21 protein-coding genes are annotated in these 25,624 nt (G+C 73.5%); 13 read left to right on the top strand and 8 right to left on the bottom strand.

The genetic code is table 11. The features are described from left to right. Window positions 1–28: 28 nt before the first annotated feature. Window positions 29–2,269 (top strand): bifunctional glycosyltransferase/CDP-glycerol:glycerophosphate glycerophosphotransferase, encoded by a 2,241-nt coding sequence (locus ACEZDE_RS01340; protein ID WP_380530731.1) that lies wholly within the window; start codon window positions 29–31, stop codon window positions 2,267–2,269. Here the strand turns inward: ACEZDE_RS01340 and ACEZDE_RS01335 are convergent. The 3 genes from ACEZDE_RS01335 to ACEZDE_RS01325 form a co-directional block, all read right to left on the bottom strand. Continuing rightward, window positions 2,266–3,357, bottom strand: a complete 1,092-nt coding sequence (locus ACEZDE_RS01335) for an alpha/beta hydrolase (RefSeq protein WP_380530729.1) — start codon at window positions 3,355–3,357, stop codon at window positions 2,266–2,268. The genes ACEZDE_RS01340 and ACEZDE_RS01335 overlap by 4 nt on opposite strands. Before the next feature lie 169 nt (window positions 3,358–3,526). Then, complete coding sequence (locus tag ACEZDE_RS01330) at window positions 3,527–5,188, bottom strand: class I adenylate-forming enzyme family protein (RefSeq protein WP_380530726.1); 1,662 nt, start codon at window positions 5,186–5,188, stop codon at window positions 3,527–3,529. A gap of 67 nt (window positions 5,189–5,255) precedes the next feature. Further along, entirely contained in the window at window positions 5,256–5,894 is a 639-nt protein-coding gene (locus ACEZDE_RS01325) for an isochorismatase family protein (protein ID WP_380530723.1), read from the bottom strand. Between the two features lie 116 nt (window positions 5,895–6,010). On the opposite strand from ACEZDE_RS01325, the gene ACEZDE_RS01320 reads away from it, so the two are divergent. The 4 genes from ACEZDE_RS01320 (at window position 6,011) to ACEZDE_RS01305 (ending at window position 10,242) form a co-directional block, all read left to right on the top strand. Further along, window positions 6,011–7,291 carry an amidohydrolase family protein gene (locus ACEZDE_RS01320; protein ID WP_380530720.1) on the top strand — a complete coding sequence of 427 codons (1,281 nt, stop codon included), beginning with the start codon at window positions 6,011–6,013 and terminating at the stop codon, window positions 7,289–7,291. Then, window positions 7,278–8,441: an acyl-CoA dehydrogenase family protein gene (locus ACEZDE_RS01315; protein WP_380530717.1), complete on the top strand. Its 1,164-nt coding sequence runs from the start codon at window positions 7,278–7,280 to the stop codon at window positions 8,439–8,441. Before ACEZDE_RS01320 ends, ACEZDE_RS01315 begins: the two co-directional genes overlap by 14 nt. Beyond that, window positions 8,441–9,454 carry an acyl-CoA dehydrogenase family protein gene (locus ACEZDE_RS01310; RefSeq protein ID WP_380530714.1) on the top strand — a complete coding sequence of 338 codons (1,014 nt, stop codon included), beginning with the start codon at window positions 8,441–8,443 and terminating at the stop codon, window positions 9,452–9,454. The genes ACEZDE_RS01315 and ACEZDE_RS01310 overlap by 1 nt, the downstream gene beginning before the upstream one ends. Window positions 9,455–9,747: 293 nt before the next feature. Continuing rightward, window positions 9,748–10,242, top strand: coding sequence for an ATP-binding protein (locus ACEZDE_RS01305; protein WP_380530711.1), 495 nt, complete (start codon window positions 9,748–9,750; stop codon window positions 10,240–10,242). Window positions 10,243–10,998: 756 nt separating this feature from the next. Here the strand turns inward: ACEZDE_RS01305 and ACEZDE_RS01300 are convergent. Then, on the bottom strand, window positions 10,999–11,934 hold the full coding sequence (locus ACEZDE_RS01300) for a cyclase family protein (RefSeq protein ID WP_380530708.1): 936 nt from the start codon (window positions 11,932–11,934) through the stop codon (window positions 10,999–11,001). A gap of 114 nt (window positions 11,935–12,048) precedes the next feature. On the opposite strand from ACEZDE_RS01300, the gene ACEZDE_RS01295 reads away from it, so the two are divergent. The 4 genes from ACEZDE_RS01295 to ACEZDE_RS01280 are packed head-to-tail and all read left to right on the top strand — an operon-like array spanning window position 12,049 to window position 16,865. Further along, window positions 12,049–12,975 (top strand): SDR family oxidoreductase, encoded by a 927-nt coding sequence (locus ACEZDE_RS01295; RefSeq protein ID WP_380530705.1) that lies wholly within the window; start codon window positions 12,049–12,051, stop codon window positions 12,973–12,975. A gap of 20 nt (window positions 12,976–12,995) precedes the next feature. Beyond that, a complete protein-coding gene (locus ACEZDE_RS01290; protein WP_380530702.1) occupies window positions 12,996–14,261 on the top strand; it encodes an acyl-CoA dehydrogenase family protein in 1,266 nt (421 codons plus the stop codon). Further along, window positions 14,258–15,736, top strand: a complete 1,479-nt coding sequence (locus tag ACEZDE_RS01285; protein ID WP_380530699.1) for an aldehyde dehydrogenase family protein — start codon at window positions 14,258–14,260, stop codon at window positions 15,734–15,736. The genes ACEZDE_RS01290 and ACEZDE_RS01285 overlap by 4 nt, the downstream gene beginning before the upstream one ends. A 52-nt stretch (window positions 15,737–15,788) precedes the next feature. Continuing rightward, window positions 15,789–16,865, top strand: coding sequence for a Zn-dependent alcohol dehydrogenase (locus ACEZDE_RS01280; protein ID WP_380530696.1), 1,077 nt, complete (start codon window positions 15,789–15,791; stop codon window positions 16,863–16,865). Window positions 16,866–16,897: 32 nt separating this feature from the next. On the opposite strand, the gene ACEZDE_RS01275 is transcribed toward ACEZDE_RS01280, so the two are convergent. Beyond that, on the bottom strand, window positions 16,898–17,824 hold the full coding sequence (locus tag ACEZDE_RS01275) for a GlxA family transcriptional regulator (RefSeq protein WP_380531192.1): 927 nt from the start codon (window positions 17,822–17,824) through the stop codon (window positions 16,898–16,900). A 572-nt stretch (window positions 17,825–18,396) separates the two neighbouring features. On the opposite strand from ACEZDE_RS01275, the gene ACEZDE_RS01270 reads away from it, so the two are divergent. Then, window positions 18,397–19,785 (top strand): MFS transporter, encoded by a 1,389-nt coding sequence (locus tag ACEZDE_RS01270; protein WP_380531188.1) that lies wholly within the window; start codon window positions 18,397–18,399, stop codon window positions 19,783–19,785. Window positions 19,786–19,826: 41 nt separating this feature from the next. Here the strand turns inward: ACEZDE_RS01270 and ACEZDE_RS01265 are convergent, their stop codons facing one another. Then, entirely contained in the window at window positions 19,827–20,486 is a 660-nt protein-coding gene (locus ACEZDE_RS01265; RefSeq protein ID WP_380530693.1) for a flavin reductase family protein, read from the bottom strand. 113 nt (window positions 20,487–20,599) lie between these two features. Here ACEZDE_RS01265 and ACEZDE_RS01260 point away from each other — a divergent pair, with 113 nt between their 5' ends. Next, window positions 20,600–21,349, top strand: coding sequence for a hypothetical protein (locus ACEZDE_RS01260; protein ID WP_380530690.1), 750 nt, complete (start codon window positions 20,600–20,602; stop codon window positions 21,347–21,349). Here the strand turns inward: ACEZDE_RS01260 and ACEZDE_RS01255 are convergent. Both ACEZDE_RS01255 and ACEZDE_RS01250 read right to left on the bottom strand, forming a co-directional pair. After that, window positions 21,346–22,140, bottom strand: coding sequence for an enoyl-CoA hydratase/isomerase family protein (locus tag ACEZDE_RS01255; RefSeq protein WP_380530688.1), 795 nt, complete (start codon window positions 22,138–22,140; stop codon window positions 21,346–21,348). The genes ACEZDE_RS01260 and ACEZDE_RS01255 overlap by 4 nt on opposite strands. After that, the gene (locus ACEZDE_RS01250) at window positions 22,137–24,290 is read right to left on the bottom strand and encodes an acetate--CoA ligase family protein (RefSeq protein WP_380531185.1); all 2,154 of its coding nucleotides are present in this window, start codon (window positions 24,288–24,290) and stop codon (window positions 22,137–22,139) included. The genes ACEZDE_RS01255 and ACEZDE_RS01250 overlap by 4 nt, the downstream gene beginning before the upstream one ends. 160 nt (window positions 24,291–24,450) lie before the next feature. Here ACEZDE_RS01250 and ACEZDE_RS01245 point away from each other — a divergent pair, with 160 nt between their 5' ends. Both ACEZDE_RS01245 and ACEZDE_RS01240 read left to right on the top strand, forming a co-directional pair. Further along, window positions 24,451–24,915, top strand: coding sequence for a DoxX family protein (locus tag ACEZDE_RS01245; RefSeq protein WP_380530685.1), 465 nt, complete (start codon window positions 24,451–24,453; stop codon window positions 24,913–24,915). A 65-nt stretch (window positions 24,916–24,980) separates the two neighbouring features. Beyond that, window positions 24,981–25,427 carry a Zn-ribbon domain-containing OB-fold protein gene (locus ACEZDE_RS01240; RefSeq protein WP_380531182.1) on the top strand — a complete coding sequence of 149 codons (447 nt, stop codon included), beginning with the start codon at window positions 24,981–24,983 and terminating at the stop codon, window positions 25,425–25,427. The last annotated feature ends 197 nt before the right edge of the window (window positions 25,428–25,624 follow it).

Below are 25,624 nucleotides of genomic sequence, written 5' to 3'. Positions count from 1 at the left end.
ATCCCCTGCCGACTGGAGCGACCCAGCTGTGAACCCCCCCGCGATGCCCGCCGCGACGCCGGCCGTGCGGCCCGCAGTGACCCTCTCCCTCGTGCTGCCGGTGCACGGGGTGGCCGAGTTCCTGCCGCGCTGCCTGGACTCGGTCCTCGGCTCGGAGCTGCCCGGCCTCCAGGTCGTCGCGGTGGACGACCGCTCGCCGGACGCCTCGGGCGCGATCCTGGACGAGCGGGCCGCCCGCGACCCCCGGCTGAGCGTGCTGCACCTGCCGGAGAACCTCGGCCAGGGCGGCGCCCGCGAGGCCGGGCTCGACCTGGCCACCGGCGACTACGTCTGGTTCGTGGACCCGGACGACTGGCTCGCCGAGGGCGCGTTGGAGGCGGTCGCCGCCCGGCTGTCCGGCTTCGCCGCGGACGCCCGCCCGGACGTCCTGGTCACCGGCTTCGTCCGGGCCTACCCGGACGGTGGGATCGAGGCCGACACCTGGCGCGGGCAGATGGCGGGCGCGCCGGAGAGCTTCACCCTGGCCGAGCGGCCGGGGCTGCTGAACATGATCCTGGCGGTCTGGAACAAGGTCACCCGCCGCGACTACCTGGAGGCCCTGCGGGAGCAGGGGGTCAGGTTCGGCCCCGGCCACTACGAGGACATCGCGGTCGCCTACCCGATGCTGCTGGGCGCGGCCCGGATCAGCTTCCTGGACCAGGACCTCTACTACTACCGGCGGCTGCGCCCCGGGGCGATCACCACCACCCCGTCGCCCAAGCACCTGGACGTCTTCGCCGAGTACGACGCGATCTTCGGCTACCTGGACAGCCGTCCCGACCTCCCGCCCGCGCTGCGGAACCTGGTCTTCGACCGCACCGTCCGGCAGGCGGTGACCGTTCTCGACACCCCCGGCCTGGTCCCGGCCGAGCTGCGGCGGGAGTTCTTCCGCCGCGCCGCCGACCACGTCCGGCGGCACCGCCCGGCGGGCCACCGGCATCCGAGCGGCCTGCGCGGCGTCCAGTACCGGCTGGTGGAGCGGGAGGCCTGGGGCGCGTACCAGCGGCTGCGTCCGCTGCGGGCGCTGCCGGGCGCGGTGCGCTCGGCGGCCCGCGGCACCGTGCCGCGGGCCCGGCGGGTGGTCCGCGGCACCGCCAGGCGCGGCCTGTACGAGGCCTACCGGCGGCTGCCGGTCGACGACGGGCTGGCGGTGTACGCGGCGTACTGGTACCGCGGCTACGCCTGCAACCCGGCCGCGATCTACCGCAAGGCCGCCGAACTCGCCCCGGAGGTACGGGGGGTGTGGGTGGTGCGGGACGCCGCGGGCGCGGCTGCGCTGCCGCCCGGCGTCCCGTACGTGATCGCCAACACGCCCGCCTACCTGAAGGCTATGGCCACCGCCAAGTACCTGGTCAACAACGTCAACTTCCCCAGCACGATGACCAAGCGGCCGGGCTCGGTGCACCTGCAGACCCAGCACGGCACCCCGGTGAAGCTGATGGGGATGGACATGCGGGGCCGCCCGGCCGGCGCAGACGAGATGGACTTCGACCGGCTGCTCGACCACGTCGCCCGCTGGGACTACCTGGTGTCGTCCAACCCGCACACCACCGCGGCCTTCGCCACCGCCTACCCGGGCGACCACACCGTGTTGGAGACCGGCTACCCGCGCAACGACCGCCTGGCGAACGCCACTCCGCAGGAGGTGCGGGAGATCAGGGAGCGGCTGGGCATCCCGGAGGGGCGCACCACCGTGCTGTACGCGCCGACCCGGCGGGAGCAGCACGCCGGGTTCGTCGCCGGTCTCGACCTGGAGGCGCTGGCCGAGGCGCTGGGCCCGGAGGTCACCCTGCTGGTCCGGGCGCACTACTACTACACCGCCGACCGCCCGGCCGGTCTTGGCGACGGGCGGGTGCTGGACGTCACCGAGCACCCCTCGGTGGAGGACCTCTGCCTGGCGGCGGACGTGCTGGTGACCGACTACTCGTCGCTGATGTTCGACTACGCGGTGCTGGACCGCCCGATCGTGCTGTTCACTCCGGACTGGGCGGAGTACCAGCGGCTCCGCGGCGTCTACTTCGACCTGATGGAGCAGCCCCCGGGCCTGGTCGCCACCACTGAGGAGGAGTTGGCCGTGCTGCTGGCCGCGGTCGGCGAACCCGCCTCGGCGGCGGAGTCGGACAAGCTCAGGGCGGCGTTCCGGGAGCGCTTCTGCCCCTGGGACGACGGCGGCGCGGCCGAGCGGGTGGTCCGCGCGGTCTTCCCGGTCCGCTCCGAGCAGCCCGGCTAGCCGGCGATCTGCCGCGACATCCAGACCAGGCCCGGGGTCATCTCGGCGATGAAGGTGCGGGTGTCGTGGCCGCCCCGGTCGAAGACCAGCACCTGGCTGGTCCTGGGCGTGTGCAGGGCCCGGATCAGCGCCTCGGCGTCGCCGACGGTGCCCGGGTCCTGGCGCGAGCCCATCGCCAGCAGCACCAGGTCCGGCTGCACCGCCTCGCGCCGCAGCAGCAGCACCGGGTTGTTGGCGGCGGCCAGCTGCGGACTGCGGGTCACCACGGAGGCGTTCGGCGCGTCGTAGCCGGACATGCTGACCGCCGCGTGGAAGGCGCTGTGGTACTGCACCGCGATGTTGGCGGCGCAGTAGCCGCCCGCCGAGTAGCCCATGATCCCCCACTTCCGCGCGTCGTGGGAGGCCCGGAAGTTGTACTTGATCAGGGCCGGGACGTCCCGGCCCAGCCAGGTCGCGGTGCGGAAGCCGCCGGGGAGGTCGGCGCAGCCGGAGTCCCGGTCGCCGCCGAACATGTTCATCCGGGCGGAGACCAGGATCATCGGCTTGACCCGCCCCTCGGCCATCAGCCGGACCATCTCCCGGTCGGCCTTCATGGTGCCGAACCAGGTCTGCGGCACCCCGGGCGTCCCCGGCAGCAGCTCCAGCACCGGGAAGGAGGTGTGCGCGTACGCGGGATCGTTGTACTGCGGCGGCAGCCAGATGAAGAGGTCGCCCTTGATCCGGGAGTCCGGGCCCACCGCGGTGGTGCGCAGCACCTGCCCGTTGTAGTGGCTGAAGGCCAGCTTCTCCGGGCGCAGCCCGTCCGCGCCCGCCGGTACCGCGCCGCCGCCGGAGGCCGGCGAGACCACCGCGGCGTCCTCGCCGAACAGCGAGCCCCAGGTGTCGTAGAAGGGGCCCATGCTGTTGTTGACGTACACCAGCACCATCACCACCGCGGCGACCTGGCTGACCAGGGTGAGCACGACCCGCCCGAGGATCCGGGCCGGGGCCGGGCCGGGTATCCGGTTCCACACCGCCACCAGCACGACCACGGAGAGGACGACCAGGGCGATGCTGAGGACGAAGAACGGTGTACCTGTGAGACTCATCGCAGACCTTCGGTGGAGAAAGCTCCGGAGGTGAGCTTCTCCCCGACCCTATCCGCGGGGGCTCGCACCGCCTTCATACCCGTGGATGAGCGCCGTCCGGCCGGACGGCGGGGGGAGCGCCGGGGCAAGCCGGGGGGAATTCAGGGTCGGATCGTGGAACCGAACGGCCTCACCGCGCCTGCGGGTCGGTCCAGGGCAGCACCGCAAACAGGTCCCGCAGCTCGTGCTTGAGCACCTTGCGCAGGGTCTCGTTCCGCGGCAGCGCGTCCACCAGCTCCAGCTGCTCCGGGATCTTCTGCGCCATCAGCCCGGCCGCGCGCAGCCGTTCGGCGATCTCCGGCAGCGTCGGCGGCTCCACTCCGGCCCGCCGCTCGACCACCGCGCAGACCCGCTCGCCGCGCACCGGGTCCGGCAGGCCGACCACCGCGACCGCGCCGACCCGGGGGTCCTGGTAGATCAGGTCCTCGATCTCCTTGGCGGAGATGTTCTCGCCCTTGCGGATGATGATGTCCTTGAGCCGCCCGGTGAGCACCACATGGCCGTCCGCCCTGACGTGCCCGAGGTCGCCGGTGTGCAGCCAGGGCAGCAGTCCGGCGCTGTCGGCGTCGGTGGAGAAGGACTCCGCGGTGAGCACCGGATCGGTGTAGCCGCGGCAGACCATCGGGCCGCGCAGCCACACCTCGCCGTCCTCCCCGGTCTCCGCCTCGGAGCCGTCGGCGGTGCGGACCACCCGCACCTCGACCCCGGTCACCGGGTGCCCCTCGGTGTACGCCAGCTGGTCCGGGGTGTCGCCGGGGGAGCCCATGCAGATCGCCGGGACCTCGGTCATCCCGTACCCGTGCGCGAGCACGCAGCCCAGCTCGTCCCTGACCTCGCGGTACATCTCCGGCGGCCGGGGCGCGCCGCCGCCGGAGATCACCCGCAGCGACGGCAGCAGCCGCTCGCCCGGCGGGAGCTTCCGCTGCTCGGCCAGGAAGGCGGCGTAGAAGGCGGTGCTGCCGCCGGCCATGGTGACCCGGTTCCTGCGGTAGCCGGGCAGCGCCTCGGGCAGCGCGAACACCTCCACCAGCAGCGCGGGGAAGCCGTGCACCAGCATGGTGACCAGGTAGTCGGGGCCGCCGATGTGGGCGTAGGGGAAGGCGATCGAGCCGACGTCCCCGGGGCCCATCCCCAGCGCGTCGGCCAGCCCGACGCCCCCGGCGATCAGGGTCCGGTCGGTGTGCAGCGCGCCCTTGGGGGCGGCGGTGATGCCGGAGGTGTAGTAGACCCAGCGGATCGGCGACCGCCGGTCGGACAGGTCGGTCCGCGGCGGCGCGGGCAGCGCGGCGATGTCGTCGGGGCCGCCCCTGGGCAGGTCGTCCCGGTCGTAGGCGACCAGCACCCGCGGCGGTTCCGGCAGGTCGTCGGCCAGCTTGCGGGCGAAGGCCGGGTAGTCGAAGCCGCGCCACCGGCCCGGCACCAGGTACAGCTCGGGCCGCGCCTCGTCCAGGATCTGCGCGACCTCGGCCCCCCGGTAGATCGCGATGACCGGGGTCTGCACCGCGCCGAGCCGGGCCAGCGCCAGCGAGGCCAGCACCGTCTCCACCCGGGTCGGCAGCTGCCAGACCACCCTGGTCCCCTCACCGACGCCGTAATCCCGGTGCAGTCCCGCGGCAGTCTCCAGGGCCAGATCCCGCACCTGACGGAAGGTCAGCACCCGGTCCGGGCCGCCGGGCCGGTCGCTCTCCTGGATCAGCATCGGCGTGTCCGGGGTCGCCGCGACCCGGCGCTCCAGCAGCTCCCAGAAGGTACGGGCCTCGGCGACGGGGCGGGGTGTCGGACTGCTGCTCATAGCGGCCTCCCAGAAATCTGACGCATCGTCAGGCAGCTCCTGAGGCTAGCCGCGCGGTCGGTCCCGCTCAAGGGGTCCAGCGCCGCAGCAGCTCCCCGGTGTCGGTCACCGTGGCGACCAGGGCCAGGGTGTGCGTCAGCACCGCCTCGGCGTACTCCGGCGGGGTGCCCGCCACCGCGTCCCGGGGCAGCACCACCTGGAAGCCCGCGTCCACCGCGCCGAAGGCCAGTTCCAGCAGTGCGACGTTCAGCGACACCCCGACGCAGACCAGGGTCCGGGCGCCCAGGTTGCGCAGCACCGAGGCCAGGCCGGTGTCCTGGAACGGGCCGAGCCCGTGCAGCCGGGGCAGCACCAGGTCGGCCGACGCGTCCGCGCCGATGCCGGGGTGCAGCCCGGCCGCCGCGGAGCCGGGCGCCAGTGCGGCCCCCGGCCTCGCCGCGGCGACCTTGGCCGCCGCCGCGAACAGCCGGGCGTTGCCGCTCGCGCCGAGCCCGTCCGGTCGCCGCAGCGCGGTGCAGTGCAGCACCGGGACGCCCACCCGCCGTGCCGCGGCCGAGAGTTCGCGGATGTTCCGGACCAGCCCGGTCTTCGCCGCGGCGTCGACCAGGTCGGGGAAGACCGCATCCGGGCCGAGCACCCCGTGCTGGCACTCGCAGGTGACCAGTGCGGTGTGCCCGGGGTCGGTCAGTCGGTCCAGCATGGCCATGGCCGCTTCCTCTCGCGCCGACGGGGCGCTTGCCGCCCACCCTGTGCCTCACTAGTCTGAATCTGACGGATCGTCAGGTAAAGGGTTCGGGCCGCCGGACCTCGGAGGGAGACCCCATGGAAAACCCCGAGTCGCCGCCCGTGCTCGTCACCGCGGAGAACCTCCCGATGGTGGTCAGCGTGGACGACCACGTGATCGAGCCGGCCCACCTGTTCGACACCTGGCTGCCGGCCAGGTACCGGGACCGCGGGCCGAGGCCGCTGCGCGCCGGGATCGGCGAACTCGCCTACGTGGCGGGGAAGTACCGGATCACCATGGACCCGGAGGGCCCGCCGACCGACTGGTGGGTCTACGAGGACCTGCAGTTCCCGTACAAGCGGAACATCGCCGCGGTCGGCTTCGACCGGGACGAGATGACGCTGGAGGGGATCACCCGCGAGGAGATGCGCCGGGGCTGCTGGGACCCCAAGGCCCGGCTGGAGGACATGGAGAACAACCACGTCGAGGCCTCGCTCTGCTTCCCCACCTTCCCCCGCTTCTGCGGCCAGACCTTCGCCGAGGCGCACGACAAGGAGGTGGCCCTGGCCTGCGTCCGCGCCTACAACGACTGGATGGTCGAGGAGTGGTGCGGCGACAGTGGCGGCCGGCTCATCCCGCTCTGCCTGATCCCGCTCTGGGACGTGGAGTCGGCGGTCGCCGAGATCCGCCGCAACGCCGCCCGCGGGGTCCGGGCGGTCTGCTTCAGCGAGATCCCCACCTACCTCGGGCTGCCGTCGATCCACAGCGGCTACTGGGACCCCTTCTTCGCGGTCTGCGCCGAGACCGGCACCGTGGTCTGCATGCACATCGGCTCCTCCTCGCAGATGCCGGCCGCCTCGCCGGACGCGCCCCCGGCGGTGCAGGCGACGCTGAGCTTCAACAACGCCATGGCGTCGATGACCGACTTCCTGTTCTCCGGCGTCCTGGTGAAGTTCCCGACCCTCAAACTCGCCTACAGCGAGGGCCAGATGGGCTGGATCCCGTACGCGCTGGAGCGGGCCGACGACGTCTGGCGCGAGCACCGGGCCTGGGGCGGGGTGCGCGACCTGATCCCGGAACCGCCGTCGACGTACTACTACCGGCAGATCTACGCCTGCTTCTTCCGCGACAAGCACGGGGTCGCCTCGCTGGAGCAGGTCGGCGTCGACAACGTCACCTTCGAGACCGACTACCCGCACGTCGACTCGACCTGGCCGGAGACCAAGGCAGTCGCCCTGGACCATGTGGCCGGGCTGCCGCTGGAGGTGGTCTACAAGATCATGCGGGGCAACGCGATCCGGATGCTCGGCCTCGACCTCGACCGGGGCCTCGACCCGGGCCGCCTCCTCCGCCCGGGGACCGCGCGTGGACCTGCGTGACACCCCCGCCGAGGCGGAGTTCCGGCACGGGCTGCGGGAGTGGCTGGGCGCGGTGCTGCCCGAGCTGCCCCCGCCGCCCGACCCGGCCGACTGGCCCGGCCGCCGCCGCTACGACACCGGCTGGCAGCGCCGGTTGTACGACGCCGGGTACGCGGGGGTGCACTGGCCGCGCGAGGCGGGCGGACGCGGGGCCACCCCGGTCGAGCACCTGATCTTCCTGGAGGAGACCGAGCGCGCCGGGGCCCCCTACGTCGGCGCCAACTTCGTCGGGCTGCTGCACGCCGGGCCGACCGTCGCCGCCGAGGGCACCCCGGAGCAGCGCCGCCGCTGGCTGCCGCCGATCCTCAGCGGGGCCGAGGTCTGGTGCCAGGGCTTCAGCGAGCCGGGGGCCGGCTCCGACCTCGCCGCGCTGCGCACCCGCGCGGTCCGGGACGGCGACCACTACGTGGTCAGCGGCAGCAAGCTGTGGACCTCGCACGCCGAGGTGGCCGACTGGTGCGAACTGCTGGTCCGCACCGACCCGGAGGCGCCGAAGCACCGCGGCATCAGCTGGCTGGTGCTGCCGATGGACGCGCCCGGGGTGACCGTCCGTCCGCTGCGGACGCTGACCGGGACGGCGGAGTTCGCCGAACTGTTTCTGGACGAGGTGCGGGTCCCGGTCGGCAACCGGGTCGGCGCGGAGCACGACGGCTGGCGGGTGACCATGGTGACGCTGTCGTTCGAGCGCGGGACGGCGTTCGCCGGCGAGGTGGTGGCCTGCCGCCGGTCGCTGGCGGCGCTGGCCCGGCTGGCCCGGGACAACGGCGCCTGGGAGCAGCCGGCGGTGCGGCGCTCGCTCGGCCTGCTGGCGGCGCGGTTCGGGGCGCTGTGGCGGCTGGTGCAGTGGAACGTCTCCGAGGCGCAGGGCGGCGGGGTGCCCGGCCCCGGCGCGTCGGTGTTCAAGCTGCGCTTCTCCGAGGCCCGTCAGGAGCTGTACGACCTGGCCGCGGAGGTGCTCGGGGCCGGGGCCCTGGTCCTGGACGAGGAGTGGTCCGCGCCGCGGCTGCAGGGCCTCTCCTACACCATCGCGGCGGGGACCTCGCAGATCCAGCGGAATATCGTGGCGCAGCGGGTGCTGGGGCTGCCGAAGCAGGAACGGGCGGGTGGCTGATGGACTTTCGGCTGACACAGGATCAGACCGCGCTCAGGGACGGGGTGCGGGAGCTCCTGGCGAAACGATTCGGCAGGGAGCGGCTCCGGGCCGTGCTGGACGGCGAGCCACCCGGCGCGGTGTGGACGGCGCTGGCCGGGGCCGGGCTGTTCGCGCTGCGGCGGCCGGTGGACCGGGAGGGTCTCGGCCTCGGCCCGGCCGAGGCGGTGCTCGCCTTCGAGGAGGTGGGCCGGGCGCTGCTGCCCGGACCGCTGGTCGCCACCGAACTGGCCTCGGTGCACCGGGCGTTCGCCCCCGGCCCGGAACCGGCCCTGGCCGGGGTGCTGCGGCGGCAGGCCGCGGAACCGGTGCTGGTGGAGCGGCTGCCCGAACTGTCGGTGCTGCTGGTGCTGGACGCCGGAGAGGTCCGCACGGTGGACCCGGCCGCCCTGCTGCCGACGGCCCGTCAGGTCCGCGCGGTGGACCCGCTGACGCCGCTCTGGCAGCTCACCGCCCCGCTCCCGCCCGGCGAACCGCTGCCGGAGGCCGACCCGGAGCAGCTGTGGACCGAGGGCATGCTGCTGACCGCTGCGGTCCAGGTCGGCCTGGCCGCCCTCGCGTTGGAGCTGGCCGTCGGGTACGCCCGGCAGCGCGAGCAGTTCGGCCGTCCGATCGGGGCGTTCCAGGCGGTGCAGCACCTCTGCGCGGAGATGCTGGCCCGGCTGGAGCCGGCCAGGGCCGCGGTCCGGGCGGCGGCGCTGTCCGGGCCCGGCGGGGCCGGGGCAGGGCCGCTGGACCCGGTCGAGGTGGCCGGGGCCAAGCTGCTCGCGGACGAGGCGGCGGTGCGCGGGGCCAGGGACTGCCTGCAGGTGCACGGCGGGATGGGGTTCACCTGGGAGGCGGACGTCCATCTGCTGCTCAAACGCGCCTGGCTGTTGGAGCGTCTGTTCGGCGGAACCGCCGAATGCGCCGAGAAAGCGGCAACCGGGCTGCTCAGCACGGGAGCAGAAACGTACGTAGGACACTTGTCGTAAGGGTGGTTCTGACCGGGTTCTGGCGGGGCGTGAGCAGCGCTCCCATGATCCGGCCGCCGGTCGGTTACGCTCGCGGAGTGCGCACGCAACGGACTGCAGCGACGACGGCGAGGGCGGGGGCAGTATGCACCGTCGGGGGTCCTCTCGGGTGGAATATGCCCGAAGCGCTTGCTCGATCCGGTGCCGGCGAAACATCCTGGAACGGATGCGCAAGGGTGCGCTCCCTGCGCTGTCTCCCATGCAGGACAGTGACGAAGGCGCGGCTGATCCCGCAAGTACGGGTGGTGTGAGCGGTGCAGGTGCTTCAGTTGCAGATCGCCGTAGAGGCGGACCCGGCCGAGGTCGGGCGGGCCCGCCGATGGACCAGGTCGCGCCTGTCCGGCTGCGGCTACGACCCGGACGCCGCGCTGGCCGAGGCGCTGGTGCTGGTGGTCTCCGAGCTGGTGACCAACGCGGTGGTGCACACCGGCCACGGCGCGGTGCTCAGACTGCAGTTCCCGGTCGGCCCGGACGCGGCGCAGCGCCCGGTGCGGGTCGAGGTCGCCGACGCCAGCGACCGCCCGCCCCGGCCCCGGCACGCACCGGGCGAGGCCACCAACGGGCGCGGCCTGGAACTGGTGGAGAACCTCTGCGACCGCTGGGGCTGGTACCCGGACGGCGACGGCAAGCGGGTGTGGTGCGAGCTCGAGCGCGAGTCCCGTGCCGGACGCGAACCGGACCGGGCGGTGGCGGCGCCGCTGCTCGACGAGGAGACCGCGCGGACCCTCCAGCACCTGCTGGTCGGCTGACGGTTTCGTCCGTATATCACCGGCGAAGTCGGTACAAAAAGCGGCAAACACACCAGGCCGTTGCCGTAAAGTCTCTCGGCAACAATCAGGTCACGGCCGCCGCCGACGGCGGTGCTTCTCGGCCCGACGGGCGCCCGGTCCGGCCGAGGCGGATCCGGGTTCCAGCTGACGCCCCGACAGATGCGAGGGGTCGCCGGAGGGGCCGTGAACATTCCGCAAAGATCCATGGGCGGTGCTCTGACCTGGACCGATGAAGGCCGCGCGGCGTGCCGGGCGACCCGGTCGGGCCGCTCGGGCCGACCGCTCGGGCGCCAGTTCCCGACTCCCGGCCGGTGCGGACGTCCACCGGAGCGGGCTCCGGAACGGGGGCGGAATTCCGGCCACTTCATCGCGGGCGACTGATGATCTGTCGTCTGAAAGCGAACGCAACCAATCCGAATTCCGGGTAACCCATTGACGTGACGTGTCCGCCTGATCACGCTTGGACGCAGCGATTCGTTGCGAGGGGACGTCGAGGGCCGGAGCGGGCTTTGTCGAGCCTGCTGGTCCTTGGCGAGTGCGGATCGCATCGACGCTGGTCAGGGCCCATGCGTCGAGGCCAGGTGGCGGGTCTCCGTATCGTGATCGAGACGAACACGGCGTCCCGCCACCAGGTCTTTTGCGGTGGCTCAACCGGTAAGGCGGGTAAGGGAGTTCGCCGCCGCAGCCGGGCCCTTCCGGAACGGTCCGTAGGCCGGCGCAATTCGCCCGTCGCGGCTATTTCACCGCGATCGGGGCCACCGGTGCGCCGACCCCGCCGGTGAACGGCTCCGGCGGTGCGGACAGCAGGAACTCGTAGACGCCGTCCTCGGCGCAGTCCGCCGCCAGCGCCTCCAGATTCCAGTTCTGACCCTGCATCATCCCCATCTCGACCAGGTCCAGCGCGTGCACCGGCAGGTAGAGGCCGTCCACCTCGGGCGGGAACACCTCGAAGGTGAGGGTGTCGTCGGCCACCGCGGCGACGTCCCTGGCGTGGAACCACTCCGGCGTCCACAGCGACAGGCCGGGGGAGGGGAAGGCGTAGGCCTCCCGGTCGCCGCCCAGGTAGAGCTGCATCTGCCCGGTGCGCACCAGCACCACGTCCCCGGCCCGTACCGCCGTCCCGGCCAGCTCCTGGGCCGCCTCCAGGTCCGCCGGGGTCACCGCGTGGTCCCCGGCCAGCCGGGGCAGCCCCAGCGCGCGCGCCACGTCCAGCAGTACACCCCTGGCGACCAGCGGCGCCGCCTTCTCCACACCGCTGAAGCAGGCCCCCTCGTGCGGGGTGATGCTGTCGGCCGGGCGGTTGTTGTAGATCCGGCCGCCGTGGCTGACATGGCCGAGGCCGTCCCAGTGGGTGGCCGCCTGCAGGCCCATGGTCACCACGTCGTCGCTGGTGGCGATGGCGCCGGGGCCGAACATCTCCCAGTTCAGGGCGACCATGGTGCGCAGCGGGTTGACCCGCCCGGGGATCAGGCCGGTCTGCACCCCCTGCTGCTGCAGCGGCAGCGCCAGCGCGAAGCGCCGTCCGCTGCGGACCGTCGCGGCGGCGGCACGGACCGTCTCCGGGGTGATCAGGTTGAGCGTGCCGATCTCGTCGTCGGCGCCCCAGCGGCCCCAGTTGTTGACCTTCTCGGCGATGGCGCGGAACTCGTCGAAGTCGGTGGGTGCGGGCACGGGCGGCCTCCCGGTCGGTGGCGGGCGATATCTGACGGTCTCTCAGGTCTGTTGCGCGATGGGCTTGCTCCCTAGAATCTAACGGTCCGTCAGATTCTTGAGGAGGGCTGCGACGTGGGCGAGTTCCTGCACGGCAGAGTGGTCGCGGTGACCGGGGCGGGGCGCGGCATCGGCCGGGCCGTCGCGCTGGCCTGCGCCGCCGAGGGGGCCGGGGTCGTGGTCAACGACTACGGCGTGGGCATGGACGGCGCCGATCCGACCAGCGAGGTCGCCGAGGGCGTGGTCAAGGAGATCGAGGCGCTGGGCGGCCGGGCCGTCGCGGTGGCCGACGACGTCTCCACCATGGCCGGGGGCGAGCGGGTGGTCCACACCGCGGTGGACTCCTTCGGGCGGCTGGACGGGGTGGTCTGCGTCGCCGGGATCCTGCGCGAACGGATGCTGTTCAACATGTCCGAGCAGGAGTGGGACCCGGTCATCGCGACCCACCTCAAGGGCACCTTCACCGTGTTCCGGGCCGCGTCCGCGCTGATGCGCCGTCAGGGCCACGGCACCCTGATCGGCTTCACCAGCGGCAACCACGCCGGCAGCGTCAGCCAGGCCAACTACAGCGCGGCCAAGGGCGGCGTCATCTCGCTGGTCCGCAGCGCCGCGCTGGGCCTGCACAAGTACGGGGTCACCGCGAACTGCGTGGCCCCGGTGGCCCGCACCCGGATGTCCGCCAACGTGCCGATGGAGCTCAAGGAGATCGGCGAACCCGAGGACGTGGCCGCCCTGGTGGTCTACCTGCTCTCGGAGCAGGCGGCGGAGATCACCGGCCAGGTGTACACCGTGGCCGGGCCGAAGATCGCGGTCTGGGCCCAGCCGCGGGAGCTGCGCGCCGTGCACGCCGAGGGCGCCCCCGGCTCCGGCGGACCGGTCTGGACGCCGCAGCGGATCGCCGAGGTGCTGCCCGGGTCGGTCGGCACCGACCCGATGCCCATGCTGGCCCAACTCGACGCCATGGCCGCGGCAGCCGCCGCGAACCAGCGGCCCAACGCCTGAGGGGCGGTCGACCACCCGCCATGGACTTCTCCTTCAGCGCCGAGGACGAGGCGTTCCGCGCCCGCGCCCGCGGCTGGCTCGCCGACCGGCTCGCCGACGGCCGCCCCTTCGCCGACCTGCGCACCCCGCAGGGCTTCACCGCCGACCGCCGCCGGGCCTGGGAACGGGAGTTGGGCGCGGGCGGCTGGATCGGGCCGGACTGGCCGGGCCGTGACGGTGCGGACGGTGCCGGTCCTGCCGGTGCCGGTCCCGACGGTGCCGCTGTCGCTGCTGACCGTGCCGGTTCCGACCGTTCCGCCGACCCGCTGAGCCGCCGGATCGTCTGGGCCGAGGAGTACGCCCGCGCCGCCGCGCCCGCGCCGCTCGGCATCGTCGGCGAGCACCTGCTCGCGCCCACCCTGCTGCGGCACGGCACCGAGGCCCAGCGCGCACGCTTCCTGCCGGGGATCGCGGCCGGGACCGAGATCTGGTGCCAGGGCTACAGCGAACCCGGCGCGGGGTCCGACCTGGCCGCCGTCCGCACCGCCGCGGTCCCGACCGAGGACGGGTCCGGCTGGCTGATCACCGGTCAGAAGACCTGGACCTCGCTCTCCCAGTGGGCCGACTGGTGCTTCGTGCTGGCCCGCACCGAGCCGGGATCGCAGCGGCACCGCGGCCTCAGCCTGCTGCTGCTGCCGATGGACCAGCCGGGCCGGATCGACGTCCGGCCGATCCGGCAGCTGGACGGGGACTCCGAGTTCAGCGAGGTGTTCTTCGACGCCGCCCGCGCCGACGCGGCCCATGTCCTGGGCGGGCTCGGCAACGGCTGGCGGGTGGCTATGGACCTGCTGTCGTTCGAGCGCGGGGTCGGCATGCTGGGCCGTCAGATCGGCTACGCCCGCGAACTGGACGCCGTGCTGGCCGCCGCCGCCGGGTCCGGCGCGGCCGAGGACCCGGTGCTGCGCGAGCGGCTCACCCGGCAGTGGGCCGAGCTGCACGTGATGCGCTGCAACGCGCTGCGCACCCTCGGCACCGCCGAGCCCGGCACCGCCGCGGTGGCCAAGCTGGTCTGGGCCGGCTGGCACCAGCGGCTCGGCGAGCTGGCCGTGCAGACCCTCGGCCCGGACGGGGCGCTGGTCGGCGGCCTGGCCCACGACCCGGCTGACTACCCGCTGCTGCCGGTCCAGCACCGGATGCTGTTCGCCCGCGCCGACACCGTCTACGGCGGCAGCGACCAGATCCAGCGCAACATCATCGCCGAGCGCGTCCTCGGCCTGCCCCGCGAGCAGAGAGCAGCAGCGTCATGACTAGCTATCAGTTGTTCGTCAACGGTGAGTGGCGGGACGGCGGCGACGGCAGCTACCCCGTCGTCGACCCGGCCACCGAGCAGGTGGTCGGGCACGCCCCCGAGGCCTCGGCCGCCGATGTGGAGGCGGCCGTTGCCGCGGCCCGGGAGGCCTTCGAGGGCTGGTCCCGGACCGGCCCCGGCGAGCGGGCCGCGGTGCTGCACCGGATCGCCGACGCGCTGCTGGCCCGCACCGACGAGTTCGTGCCGCTGCTGCAGGCGGAGACCGGCGCGACGCTGCGGGTCGCCTCCTCGATGCAGGTCCCGGTGGCCGCCGAGCGGTTCCGCCGCTACGCCCGCGGCGCACTGGAACCGGCGGTGGAGCCGCTGGCCCCGTTCCCGGTCGCGGCGACGCCGTTGGCCGCGGGCGGGCTGACCAGCGCGGTGGCGGCACGCCGTCCGGTGGGCGTGGTCGGCTGCATCACCTCCTACAACTTCCCGATCGTCAACCTGGCCGGGAAGCTGGCCCCGGCGCTGGCGATGGGCAACACCGTGGTCGCCAAACCGGCCCCGCAGGACCCGCTGGGCTGCCTCAAGCTGGGCGAGGTGTTCCGGGACGCGGGCGCGCCGCCCGGGATCTTCAACGTGGTCACCGGCTCGGGCGCGGCCACCGGCGCGGCACTGGTCGCCTCCCCGGAGGTCGACATGATCAGTTTCACCGGCTCCACCGCGGTCGGCCGCCGGATCGCCGCCGACGGCGGGCACACCATGAAGCGGACCCTGATGGAACTCGGCGGCAAGGGCGCGGCGATCGTGCTGGAGGACGCCGACCTGAGCACCGCCGTCGCGGCGATCGGCTCGACCTGGACGTTCCACTCCGGCCAGATCTGCACCGCGCCGACCCGGGCGCTGGTGCACGCCTCCCGCTACCAGGAGGCGGTCGAGCTGCTGGCCCGGTACGCGCGGGCGCTGCGGGTGGGCGACCCGCTGGAGCCGACCACGGTGGTCGGCCCGGTGATCACCGGTCAGCACCGGGACCGGGTGGAGTCCTACATCTCCGGCGCGCTGGCCGAGGGCGCCCGGCTGGTCGCGGGCGGGACCAGGAAGGAGCACGCGGCGGACAGCCAGGACCTCCCCGGCACCGGCTTCTACGTCGCGCCGACCCTGCTCGCCGACGTCACCCCGGCCATGGCCGTCGCCCGGGAGGAGGTCTTCGGGCCGGTGGTGGCGGTGATCCCGTTCCAGGACGACGAGGAGGCGCTGGCCATCGCCAACTCCACCGACTTCGGCCTCTACGACTACGTCTTCTCCGCCGACACCGCCCGCGCCTACGCGCTGGCCGCCCGGCTGCGCACCGGCAACGTCGGCGTCAACACCGCGCAGCGCCACCCGGAGACCCCCTTCGGCGGCTTCAAGCAGAGCGGGGTCGGCCGCGACGGCGGCTCGTACGGCCTCGCCGCGTACAGCGAACTCCAGTCCGTCGTCTGGCAGTCCTGACCCGTTCCCGCGTTTGGTTTCTGATTCTGTGTCACCTCCCTGAGGAGTTCCCATGAAAGGCGTCATCTTCGACGGCAAGGAAGCCCAGGTCGTCGACGACCTGGAGGTGCGGGAGCCGGGCGTCGGCGAGATCCAGGTGCGGATCGCGGCGGCCGGGCTGTGCCACAGCGACCTGTCGGTGATCGACGGGACCATCCCCTTCCCGGTCCCGGTCGTCCTCGGCCACGAGGGCGCGGGCACGGTCGAGGCGGTCGGGCCCGGCGTGGTCCACGTCCGGCCCGGCGACCACGTGGCCCTGTCCACCCTGGCCAACTGCGGCACCTGCGTCGCGTGCGGGCGCGGGCGGCCGACCATGTGCCGCAAGGCCATCGGCCACCCCGGTAAGCCCTTCACCCGCGCCTCGCAACCCGGCGCCCCGCTCTACAACTTCGCCTCCACCTCGGTCTTCGCCGAGCGGACGGTGGTGAAGGCGGTCCAGGCGGTCCCGATCGACCCGTCGATCCCGTTCACCTCGGCCGCGCTGATCGGCTGCGGGGTGCTGACCGGCGTCGGCGCGGTGCTGAACCGGGCCCGGGTCGGCCTCGGCGACACCGTCGCGGTCATCGGCTGCGGCGGGATCGGCCTCAATGTGATCCAGGGCGCGCGGCTGGCCGGGGCCTCCAGGATCGTCGCGGTGGACGCGGTCGCCGAGAAGGAGCAGGCCGCCCGCACCTTCGGCGCCACAGACTTCGTGGACGCCCGCGCGGTGGCGTCCACCGTGGACGCGGTGAAGGCGCTGCTGCCGGACGGGGTGGACCACGCCTTCGAGTGCGTCGGCGCGACGGCGCTGGTGCGCACCGCGGTCGACCTGCTCGACCGGCATGGCCAGGCGGTACTGCTGGGGATGACCCGCCCGGACGCCGAGGCGTCGTTCCGCCCGGCCGAGATGTTCCTCGACAAGTCCATCCTCGGCTGCCGCTACGGATCGTCCCGGCCGCAGACCGACATCGCCCTCTACGCCGACCTCTACCGCTCGGGCCGACTGCTGCTGGACGAACTGGTCACCGCGACCTTCCCGGTCGACGCCTTCGACCAGGCCGCCGAAGCCACCCACGGCGGCGGGGTGGCCCGTGCGGTCCTGCTGTTCTGACGCCGGGTCACCTGACGCCTCTGCCCTCGGCGTCACTCCGTGCCGCGGAAGGTGCGGCGGTAGGCGCTGGGGGCGATGCCGAGGGTCTCCCTGAGGTGCTGCCGCATGGACGCCGCGGTGCCGAAGCCGACTTCGCGGGCGATCCGATCCACCGTCAGATCGCTTCCCTCCAGCAACTGCCGTGCCCGGTAAGCGCGCTGACTGACCAACCACTGGCCGGGGCTGAGCCCGGTCTCGTCCCGGAAGCGCCGGGTGAAGGTGCGGACGCTCATCCCGGCCTGCTCGGCCAGGTCCCGCAGCGCGAGCGGTTCGCCGAGCCGTTCCAGCGCCCAGGCCCGGGTCGGCGCCGTGCCGTCGTCGCCCGGGTCGGGCACCGGCAGGTCGATGTACTGCGCCTGCCCGCCGTCCCGCCACGGCGGGACGATGCAGCGGCGGGCCACCCGGTTGGCCACACCGGAGCCGTGGTCGCGCCGCACCAGGTGCATGCAGAGGTCCACCCCGGACGCGACCCCGCCCGAGGTCAGCACGTCGCCGTCGTCGACGAACAGCACGTTCGGATCCAGCAGCACCGAGGGGAACAGGCTGCGGAAGCGGTCGGTGTAACGCCAGTGCGTGGTGGCCGGGCGGCCGTCCAGCAGGCCCGCGGCGGCCAGCACGAAGGCGCCGGTGCAGATGGACACCATCCGGGTGCCGGGACGGACCAGCGCCAGCGCGGCGGCGAGTTCCGCCGGGAGGCGCCCCTCGGTGAACACCGGCCCGAGCTCGAAGCTGGCCGGCACCACGACGGTGTCGGCGGCGGCGAGCAGCTCGGGCCCGTGGTCGACGCTGATCCGGAAGTCACTGCTGGTCCCGACCGGCCCCCCGTCCAGCGTGCAGGTCCGCACCTGGTACAGCGGGGGGTCCCCCGGAAGGTGCGCCGACTCCAGAATCCGCGACGGCGTAGCCAACTCAAACGCCACGACCCCCGGCAGAGCCAACACCGCGACCCGATGCGGGCTGCGGCCCGGAGCGGATGCCGCGGGCGGGGGAGGGGGAGGAGTCGGCGCCGGGGTCGGGTCTAGCGCGGCAGCGGGGGCTGGGGTGGTGGCAGGCGTCGGCACGGTGGCGCGGGCCGGGGTGGTCGCGGTGGCCGGGGCGGCAGTGTGGGTCGGCGCGGTGGTGCGAGCCTGCGCGGTAGCGGGGGTTGGCGCGGTGGCGCGGGCCGGGGCGGCAGCAGGGGTTGGCGCGGGGGTCTGCGCGGCAGCTGGGGGCTGGTCGGCCGGTGCGGGCTGGGACATGGCTCCACTCTGGGCCGTGGCCCGATCCTGACGCAAGCTGTCCCTCCGGCCACTCGCCGCGGCGACCCGAAGCCCAGCAGAATCACCCCGTGACCGACCAGCAGACCCCGCCCGCCCGACTCCCCGCCGCGCCTGCGCCGGCCGCCGCGCCCACTCGGCCCGCCGCATCTGCTCCGCCTGCCCCGCCCGCCGCCTCCACCGCGCCCGCCGCGTCTGCTCCGCCCGCTCCGGCCGCCGTGCCCACCGCCCCCACCGTGTCTGCCCCGCCCGCTCCGGCCGTCGCGCCCACCGCGCCCACCGCGTCTGCTCGCCCCGCCTCCCCCGCTCCCCCCGCCCCGCGGGGACCGCACCTGCACTACGCCTGGGTGGTCGCCGCCGTCTGCCTGCTCGTGCTGGTCGGCGCCGCGGGCTTCCGTTCCACCCCCTCCCTGCTGATGGAGCCGCTGAACAGCGAATTCGGCTGGTCGCACGGCGTCATCTCGGCCGCCGTCTCCCTCAACATGCTGCTCAACGGCCTGACCGCGCCCTTCGCCGCCGCGCTGATGGACCGCTTCGGCATCCGCCGGGTAGCCGGCTCCGCGCTGCTGCTGATGGCCGTCGGCAGCGGCGCAACCGTGTTCATGACCCAGTCCTGGCAGATGCTGCTCTGCTGGGGCGTCCTGGTCGGAGTCGGCAGCGGCTCCATGGCGCTGGCCTTCACCGCGACCGTCACCGGCCGCTGGTTCCTGGCCCGGCGCGGACTCGTCACCGGCGTGCTGACCGCCGCCAGCGCGGCCGGGAACCTGGTCTTCCTGCCCGTCCTGGCCTGGCTGATCAGCGACTACGGCTGGCGCAGCGCCTCGCTCACGGTCGCCGGCTGCTCGCTCGCGGTGGTCCCGATCGTCCTGCTGCTGCTCCGCGAGCGCCCCGCCGACCTGGGCCTGCTCCCGTACGGCGCCACCGACCTCCCCACGCCGCCCCCGGAGGCCACGCCGCCGCCGGGGCCCACGCCACCCTCAAATACCGACGACCGTAAGGGAGTCCGCGCCCTGCGCGTCCTCCGCCAGGCTGCCGGAACCCGCCCGTTCTGGCTGCTGGCCGGCTCCTTCGCGATCTGCGGCGCGACCACCAACGGCCTGGTCGGCACCCATTTCATCCCGGCCGCCGGAGACCACGGCATGGTCGAGACCACAGCCGCAGGCCTGCTCGCGCTGGTCGGCGTGTTCGACGTGGTCGGCACGGTCTTCTCGGGCTGGCTGACCGACCGTCTGGACTCCCGCAGGCTGCTCGGCACGTACTACCTGCTGCGGGGCGCGTCGCTGCTGTTCCTGCCCGCGCTGTTCGCCCGCACCGTGCATCCGAGCATGGTCGTCTTCATCGTCTTCTACGGCCTGGACTGGGTCGCCACCGTCCCGCCGACCATCGCGCTGTGCCGGGAGTGGTTCGGCGAGGACGCCCCGATCGTCTTCGGCTGGGTCTTCTGCGGCCACCAGGTCGGCGCCGCCCTGGTCGCCCTCGGCGCGGGCCTGGTCCGGGACCAGCTGGGAAGCTACGACGCGGCCTGGTACGGGGCCGGAGCGCTCTGCGTGATCGCCGCGAGCTGCGCCCTGCTCCTACGCGCCAAGCCCCCGGCCACCCCGCCCCTGCTCCCCGCAACGGCGTGAGCCCCGCCCCACCCCTGCTCCCCGCTACGGCGTGAGCCCTGCTACGGCGTGAGCCCGCCGAAGCCGCCGCGGTAGAACAGCAGCGGCCCGCTGTCGCTCCGCTCGACCGACAGGTCGCAGACCCGTCCGAGCACGATCAGATGGTCGCCGCCGACGTGGACGGCGTGGATGGTGCAGTCGATCCAGGCCAGCGCCCCGGCTATCCGCGGCGATCCGGTGACGTCCGCGGGGCTCCAGTCCACCCCGGCGAACTTGTCCGCGCCGGTGGCCCCGCTGACCGCGAAGGTCCGGCAGAGGTCGCCCTGGTCGGCGGCCAGGACGTTGACGCAGAAGTGCCCCGCGTGCGCGATCCGTGGCCAGGAGGCGGAACTGCGCGCTACGTTGAAGCTCACCAACGGCGGATCCAGCGACAGCGACGAGAACGACTGGCAGGCGAAGCCCACCGGTGCCCCGTCCCTGGCCAGCGCACTGACCACGGTCACCCCGGTGCAGAAGTGCCCCAGCACGCTCCGCAGCACCCGCGGGTCCGCGGCGGCGTCGGGCAGCCGCTCGTCCGGCCCCACGGCGCGCAGCACCGGTGCCGGGGCGGGCAGCGGAGCGGACGGCCCAGCCGCGGTCCGCAGATAGCGGACGGCGGCCACCGCCATGCCTTCGTGGCCCATCGGGTCCTCACAGAGGTGGTCGCGGAGTCGGATGTCCATTAAAGCTGACGGGTCGTCAGATTGAAAGTGGGCGGAATGTCCCTTGACGGCGATGATCAGTGCTTGCGTACCCTGTGGCACGGCTCCGGGGAGAGCCAGGGGACGGAGCCGCCATGAATCAGCAGGTCAAGCGCTGGGCGAGGGCCATAACCGCGATGGTCGCCGGACTGGTGGCGGTGAACGCCCCGGTGTTCTACCTGTGGGGGACCACCCAGAACGGCGGTCTGGCCGGGCCGACGCCGCTCGGGGGCCTCCTCCGTGACTGGGGCGCCCAGGCCCTGGTCATCCTGCTCATCTACCTGGTCGCCGACCAGATCAGCCGACGCCTGCTGCGCGACCGCTACTCGCTGGCGATCGGCGCCGTGCTCTTCCTGGCCGTCGGCGGCACCTACGAGTGGGTCGCGTTCGGCGGCCCCGGCGTCGAGTTCGGCGGCTTCGCCTACGGCTGGTCGGCCCTGGCGGACACGCTGGCGCTGCCGTTCGCGCTGGGCGCCTGGATGCTCTGGCTGCGCACCCCCAAGCCCGCGCCCGACCCCTTCGCCGCCGAGGTCACCGGCGCCTGGGAGAGCGCCGACGGGGTGCTGGAGTGCGGCTCCGACGGCGTCTTCACGCTGACCCGGGCCGGAGCGAGCACCATCGCCGGGCTCTGGGAGTCGCTGCCGGGCGAGCGTCCCCAGATCGTGCTCAAGGTGGTCGCCCCGACCGACCTCGGCCACGGCTGGCAGGCCACCGTCCTCGACCTGGAGGTCAGCCCGCACGGCGCGGTGCTCCGCGGCGCCGCCGACTACCGCCGCCGCGAGGCGGAAGCGGCGCTGGAGCAGTCCACCGGCTACATCGGCGCGGTCGAGATAATCGAGGGCTAACGCCCCTTGAACTGCGGGGACCGGCGTTCGGCGAAGGCGCGGACGCCCTCCTGGGCGTCCGTCGTGGTCATGTTGACCTCCTGCGCGGTCGCCTCGGCCGCGAAGGACACCGCCCGGTCCGCCTCCAGCGAGGCGTTGACCAGGTGCTTGGTCAACGCCAGGGCCCGGGTCGGGCCCGCCGCCAGCCGCTCGGCCCACTTCGCCGCCGTGCCGGCCAGCTCCTCCGCCGGGACCACCCGGTTGACCAGTCCCAGCCGCTCCGCCTCGGCCGCGGGCAGGGCGTCGCCGAAGAACATCAGCTCCTTGGCCCGCTGCGGGCCGACCAGCCGCGGCAGCAGATAGGCCCCGCCGCCGTCCGGGACCAGACCGCGGCGGACGAAGGCCTCCACGAAGCTCGCGCTCTCGGCGGCGAGCACCAGGTCGCAGGCCAGCGCGAGGTGCACGCCGACCCCGGCCGCAGTGCCGTTCACCGCCGCGACCACCGGCTTCTCGCAGTCCAGCACCGCCGCGATCATCCGCTGGACCCCGGTCCGCAGCACCCGCGCGACGTCGCCGGGGACGCGCGGAACCACCGGGCCCCCGCCCGCGGGCCGCAGGTCCGCGCCGGAGCAGAAGCCGCGCCCGGTGCCGGTGAGCACCACCGCCCGCACCTCCGGGTCGCCGGACGCGGAGTCCAGCTCCGCGACCAGCCGCTCGCGCATCCCCGCGGTCACCGCGTTCAGGGTCTCCGGCCGGTTGAGCGTCAGCCACAGCACCGGCCCCTCCCGGGCCACCAGGACCTCGCTGCTCACGAGCACACCGCCAGCGCGTCCAGGGCGACCACGCCCTTGCCCCGCTCCAGCACCATCAGCGGGTTGATGTCCAGCTCGGCCAGGTCCCCGCCCAGTTCCATCGCCATCCGCTGCACCCGCATCACCGCCTCCACCAGCGCGTCCACGTCCATCGGCGGCCCGCCGCGCACCCCCTGCAGCAGCGGCCAGCAGCGCAGCTCCCGCAGCATGGTCCGGACGTCGGGGCAGGAGAACGGCGGTATCCGGACTGCCGTGTCGGCCAGCACCTCCACGAAGATCCCGCCCATGCCCACCGTCACGGTCGGGCCGAAGGTCGGGTCGTGGTTGACGCCGAGCACCATCTCCACGCCCGCCTCGACCATCTGACAGACCAGCACTCCCTCCAGTCGGCCGATCCCGGCCGCCCTGGCGTTGTCGGTGAGCAGCCGGAAGGCGTCGCGGACCTGGCTCGCCGAGGTCAACCCGACCTGGACCAGCCCGAGTTCGGTCTTGTGGGCGACCTCGGGCGCGGAGCCCTTCAGCACCACCGGATAGCCGACCACCCCGGCCGCCCGCACCGCGCCGGCCGCACTGGTCACCAACTGCTCACGCGGCACCCGGAGCCCGTACGCGCGCAGCAGCTGCTTCGCCGCCACCTCGCTGAGCTGCTGCCCGGGGCGCAGCACCCGCTGCGCCTTGGCCTTGCCCGCGCACGGCGCCTGCGGCGCGGCGGCGAAGGGGCTGCGGTAGGAGCGGGTGAACCGGTGGTGCTCCAGGTAGGCGGCCACCGCGCGCACGCAGTTGCCGAAGGTGCGGAAGGTGGCCACTCGGGAGGAGCCGAGCAGCGTCTCCCGGTACGCGTCCTCGGTCCCGACCGGCGAGCCCCAGACCACGCAGACCAGTTTGTCGGTGGTCTCGGCGACCTCCACCAGGTCCCGCGCCAGCTTGTCGCTCATCGGCGGGAAGGGGCCGGTGATCGGGCAGATCAGCACGCCCACCGACGGGTCGGCGAGGATCGCGTCCAGGATCTTCCGGCCGCGCCAGTCGCCCACCGGGTGGCCGCCGTTGTCGATCGGGTTGGCCACGCTCAGGTAGTCGGGGATCCACTGGTGCAGCTCGTCCTGCTTGGCATCCGAGAGTTGAGGCATCGTCAGACCGGCGACCGAGGCCAGGTCGGCCAGGTGTGCGCCGGTCCCGCCGGAGATCGAGTAGACCGCGACCCCGTCCGCCTGCGGCGGCTTGGCCCGCGCCAACAGCGCTGCGGTGTCCTGGAGTTCGTCCAGGCCGTCGACCCGGATCACCCCGAACTGGCGGAACGCGGCGTCCACCACGTCGTCCGCGCCGGTCAGCTTGCCGGTGTGGGAGGCGGCCATCTTCGCCCCGGCCCGGGTGCGGCCGACCTTCACCGCGACCACCGGGACGCCGCGCCGGGCGGCGTGGTCGGCGGCGAGCAGGAAGGCCCGGCCGTCCTTGAGGCCCTCGATGTAGGCGGCGATGGCGCCGACCTCCGGCTGGTCCGCGAACCAGTGGACGAAGTCCGCGACTTCGAGGTCGGCCTCGTTGCCGGTGGGGGCCCAGTGGCTGAGCCGGATGCCGAGTGTCTGCAGTGAGAACAGCGGGCGGCCCTGGTGGCCGCTCTGGGTGATCAGCGCGATGGCCGGTCCGGTGAGGTCCTCGCGGAACCGCTCGAAGGCGTTGAGGTTGGTGTTCGGCCCGAGCAGCCGCAGCCCGGTCGGCGCCTCGGCGATCAGCCGGGCCAGCCGCTGCTGCGCCGCCGCGCCCTCCGCGCCGGTCTCGGCGAAGCCGGAGGCGAAGGCCACCGCGAACCGCACCTTGGCCTCGACCAGCTGCGGGATCACCGGCTCGGGGTCGCCGAGCAGGATCACCGCGAGGTCGATCGGCTCCCCGCCGGGAACCGGCACCGAGGCCAGGTCGGGGTAGCAGGGTTCGCCGTCCACCTGCTGCCGCCCCGGGTTCACCGGGTACATCCGCGCGCCGACCCGCTCGGCCCAGGCGCGGAGCTGGCGGGTGATGCCGGTGTTGGGCCGCCCCTCGGTGTCGGACGCGCCGATCACCGCCACCGTCGACGGGCGGAAGAAGGCATCGAGGTCCACCGGGCGGCCGTGCACCGGCCGTCCGCTGACATCGGTCTCGTCCCCCGCGTCCACCATGGCGGTGCCTCCGTTCAAATCTGACGTTCCATCAGATTACTGTCCGGAAGCGCGGGCTGGAAGAGGGCGGAGGTCGTCCCAGCCCTTGCGCGGAGCTCCGGGTGTGCGCTGAACTGACGGAACGTCAGAAAAAATCCGGCCGTCACCAGGGAGACCGTCCATGCAGGTCGTCCACACCTACGGGCTCAGCGCCGCCCACTGGCTCGCCCTGCTGCGCATCGGCCTCGGCCTGTGGTGGCTGGAGAGCTGGCGCCACAAGGACAAGAAGGGGTGGCTCCAGCGCGGCACCGGCATCGAGTGGGCCAAGGGCGTCGCGACCGGGCACCGCTGGCCGGTCGTCGGCCGCTGCTTCGACCGGGTGGTCGCCCCTCGCCCCAAGCCGATGGCGTACGTGGTCGTCTTCGCGGAACTGGCCCTCGGCCTCGGCCTGACCGTCGGCCTGCTGACCCCGGTCGCCCTGGTCGCGGGGCTGCTGCTGAACCTGCTCTACCTGGTGCTCATGATCCACGACTGGGCTGAGCAGGGGCAGAACCTGATGATGGCGCTGATCTCCCTGGTGGCCCTGCTGGCGATGAGCTGGCAGACCTGGTCCCTCGACGCCGCCTTCCACCTCTTCGGCGCGTGAGGAGCGATCCGGTGACCTCTGCCCACGACGCTGACTCCGCCCGCGACACCGTCCCCGCCGCCGCCCTGGCTCACGGCCGCGACGCGAACCCCGCCGACCTGCCCGAGCCCGATGCGTTCACCCGTCGGTACTGGGAGGCCGCCGCCGAGGGGCGGCTGCTGCTGCGCCGCTGTGGTGGCTGCGGGCGGGCGCACCACTATCCGCGCGAGTTCTGCCCGCACTGCTGGAGCGAGGACGTGGTCTGGGAGCAGGCCTCGGGTGACGCCGTCCTCTACACCTGGTCCGTGGTGCACGCGAACGACCTCCCGCCGTTCCGGGACCGGCTGCCCTATGTCGCGGCCGTGGTCGACCTCGCCGAGGGTCCGCGGATGATGACCGCGCTGGTCGGCTGTGACCCGGCGGTGCTCCGGGTCGGTCTGCGGCTGCGTGTGACCTTGCCCACAGAGGGGACACAGGTTGACGCGGGACAGGCGCCGATCGCCGCCCCGGTGTTCCGTCCGGCCGACTGCTGATCGTCGCTGGTGACCTTGCGTCAGGCGGGCTGCCGCACGGTTCCGGGGGTCGGGCGGGAGTGTGAGGGCATGGTGATGGCGGTGCCGCCATTCCTGTGATGAGTCACCCGATGGGGGTACCGTGACGCGGGTAACGATTGCGACTGCCGGTGCTGACCGGAGCCGTCACGAGGAGTAGCCGAAGACCCATCACCATG

It is taken from the genome of Streptacidiphilus cavernicola, assembly GCF_042510955.1.
In the GTDB taxonomy this organism is placed as follows: domain Bacteria; phylum Actinomycetota; class Actinomycetes; order Streptomycetales; family Streptomycetaceae; genus Streptacidiphilus; species Streptacidiphilus cavernicola.
The sequence above is the reverse complement of the archived record's forward strand: the minus strand, read 5'-3'. Positions and strand labels throughout refer to the sequence as shown.

Coding starts and splice junctions, on each gene's coding strand:
- ACEZDE_RS01335 (WP_380530729.1), bottom strand. CDS start 3,357: ATGAGTCTCACAGGTACACCGTTCTTCGTCCTCAGCATCGCCCTGGTC.
- ACEZDE_RS01330 (WP_380530726.1), bottom strand. CDS start 5,188: ATGAGCAGCAGTCCGACACCCCGCCCCGTCGCCGAGGCCCGTACCTTC.
- ACEZDE_RS01325 (WP_380530723.1), bottom strand. CDS start 5,894: ATGGCCATGCTGGACCGACTGACCGACCCCGGGCACACCGCACTGGTC.
- ACEZDE_RS01320 (WP_380530720.1), top strand. CDS start 6,011: ATGGAAAACCCCGAGTCGCCGCCCGTGCTCGTCACCGCGGAGAACCTC.
- ACEZDE_RS01310 (WP_380530714.1), top strand. CDS start 8,441: ATGGACTTTCGGCTGACACAGGATCAGACCGCGCTCAGGGACGGGGTG.
- ACEZDE_RS01290 (WP_380530702.1), top strand. CDS start 12,996: ATGGACTTCTCCTTCAGCGCCGAGGACGAGGCGTTCCGCGCCCGCGCC.
- ACEZDE_RS01285 (WP_380530699.1), top strand. CDS start 14,258: ATGACTAGCTATCAGTTGTTCGTCAACGGTGAGTGGCGGGACGGCGGC.
- ACEZDE_RS01280 (WP_380530696.1), top strand. CDS start 15,789: ATGAAAGGCGTCATCTTCGACGGCAAGGAAGCCCAGGTCGTCGACGAC.
- ACEZDE_RS01265 (WP_380530693.1), bottom strand. CDS start 20,486: ATGGACATCCGACTCCGCGACCACCTCTGTGAGGACCCGATGGGCCAC.
- ACEZDE_RS01260 (WP_380530690.1), top strand. CDS start 20,600: ATGAATCAGCAGGTCAAGCGCTGGGCGAGGGCCATAACCGCGATGGTC.
- ACEZDE_RS01250 (WP_380531185.1), bottom strand. CDS start 24,290: ATGGTGGACGCGGGGGACGAGACCGATGTCAGCGGACGGCCGGTGCAC.
- ACEZDE_RS01245 (WP_380530685.1), top strand. CDS start 24,451: ATGCAGGTCGTCCACACCTACGGGCTCAGCGCCGCCCACTGGCTCGCC.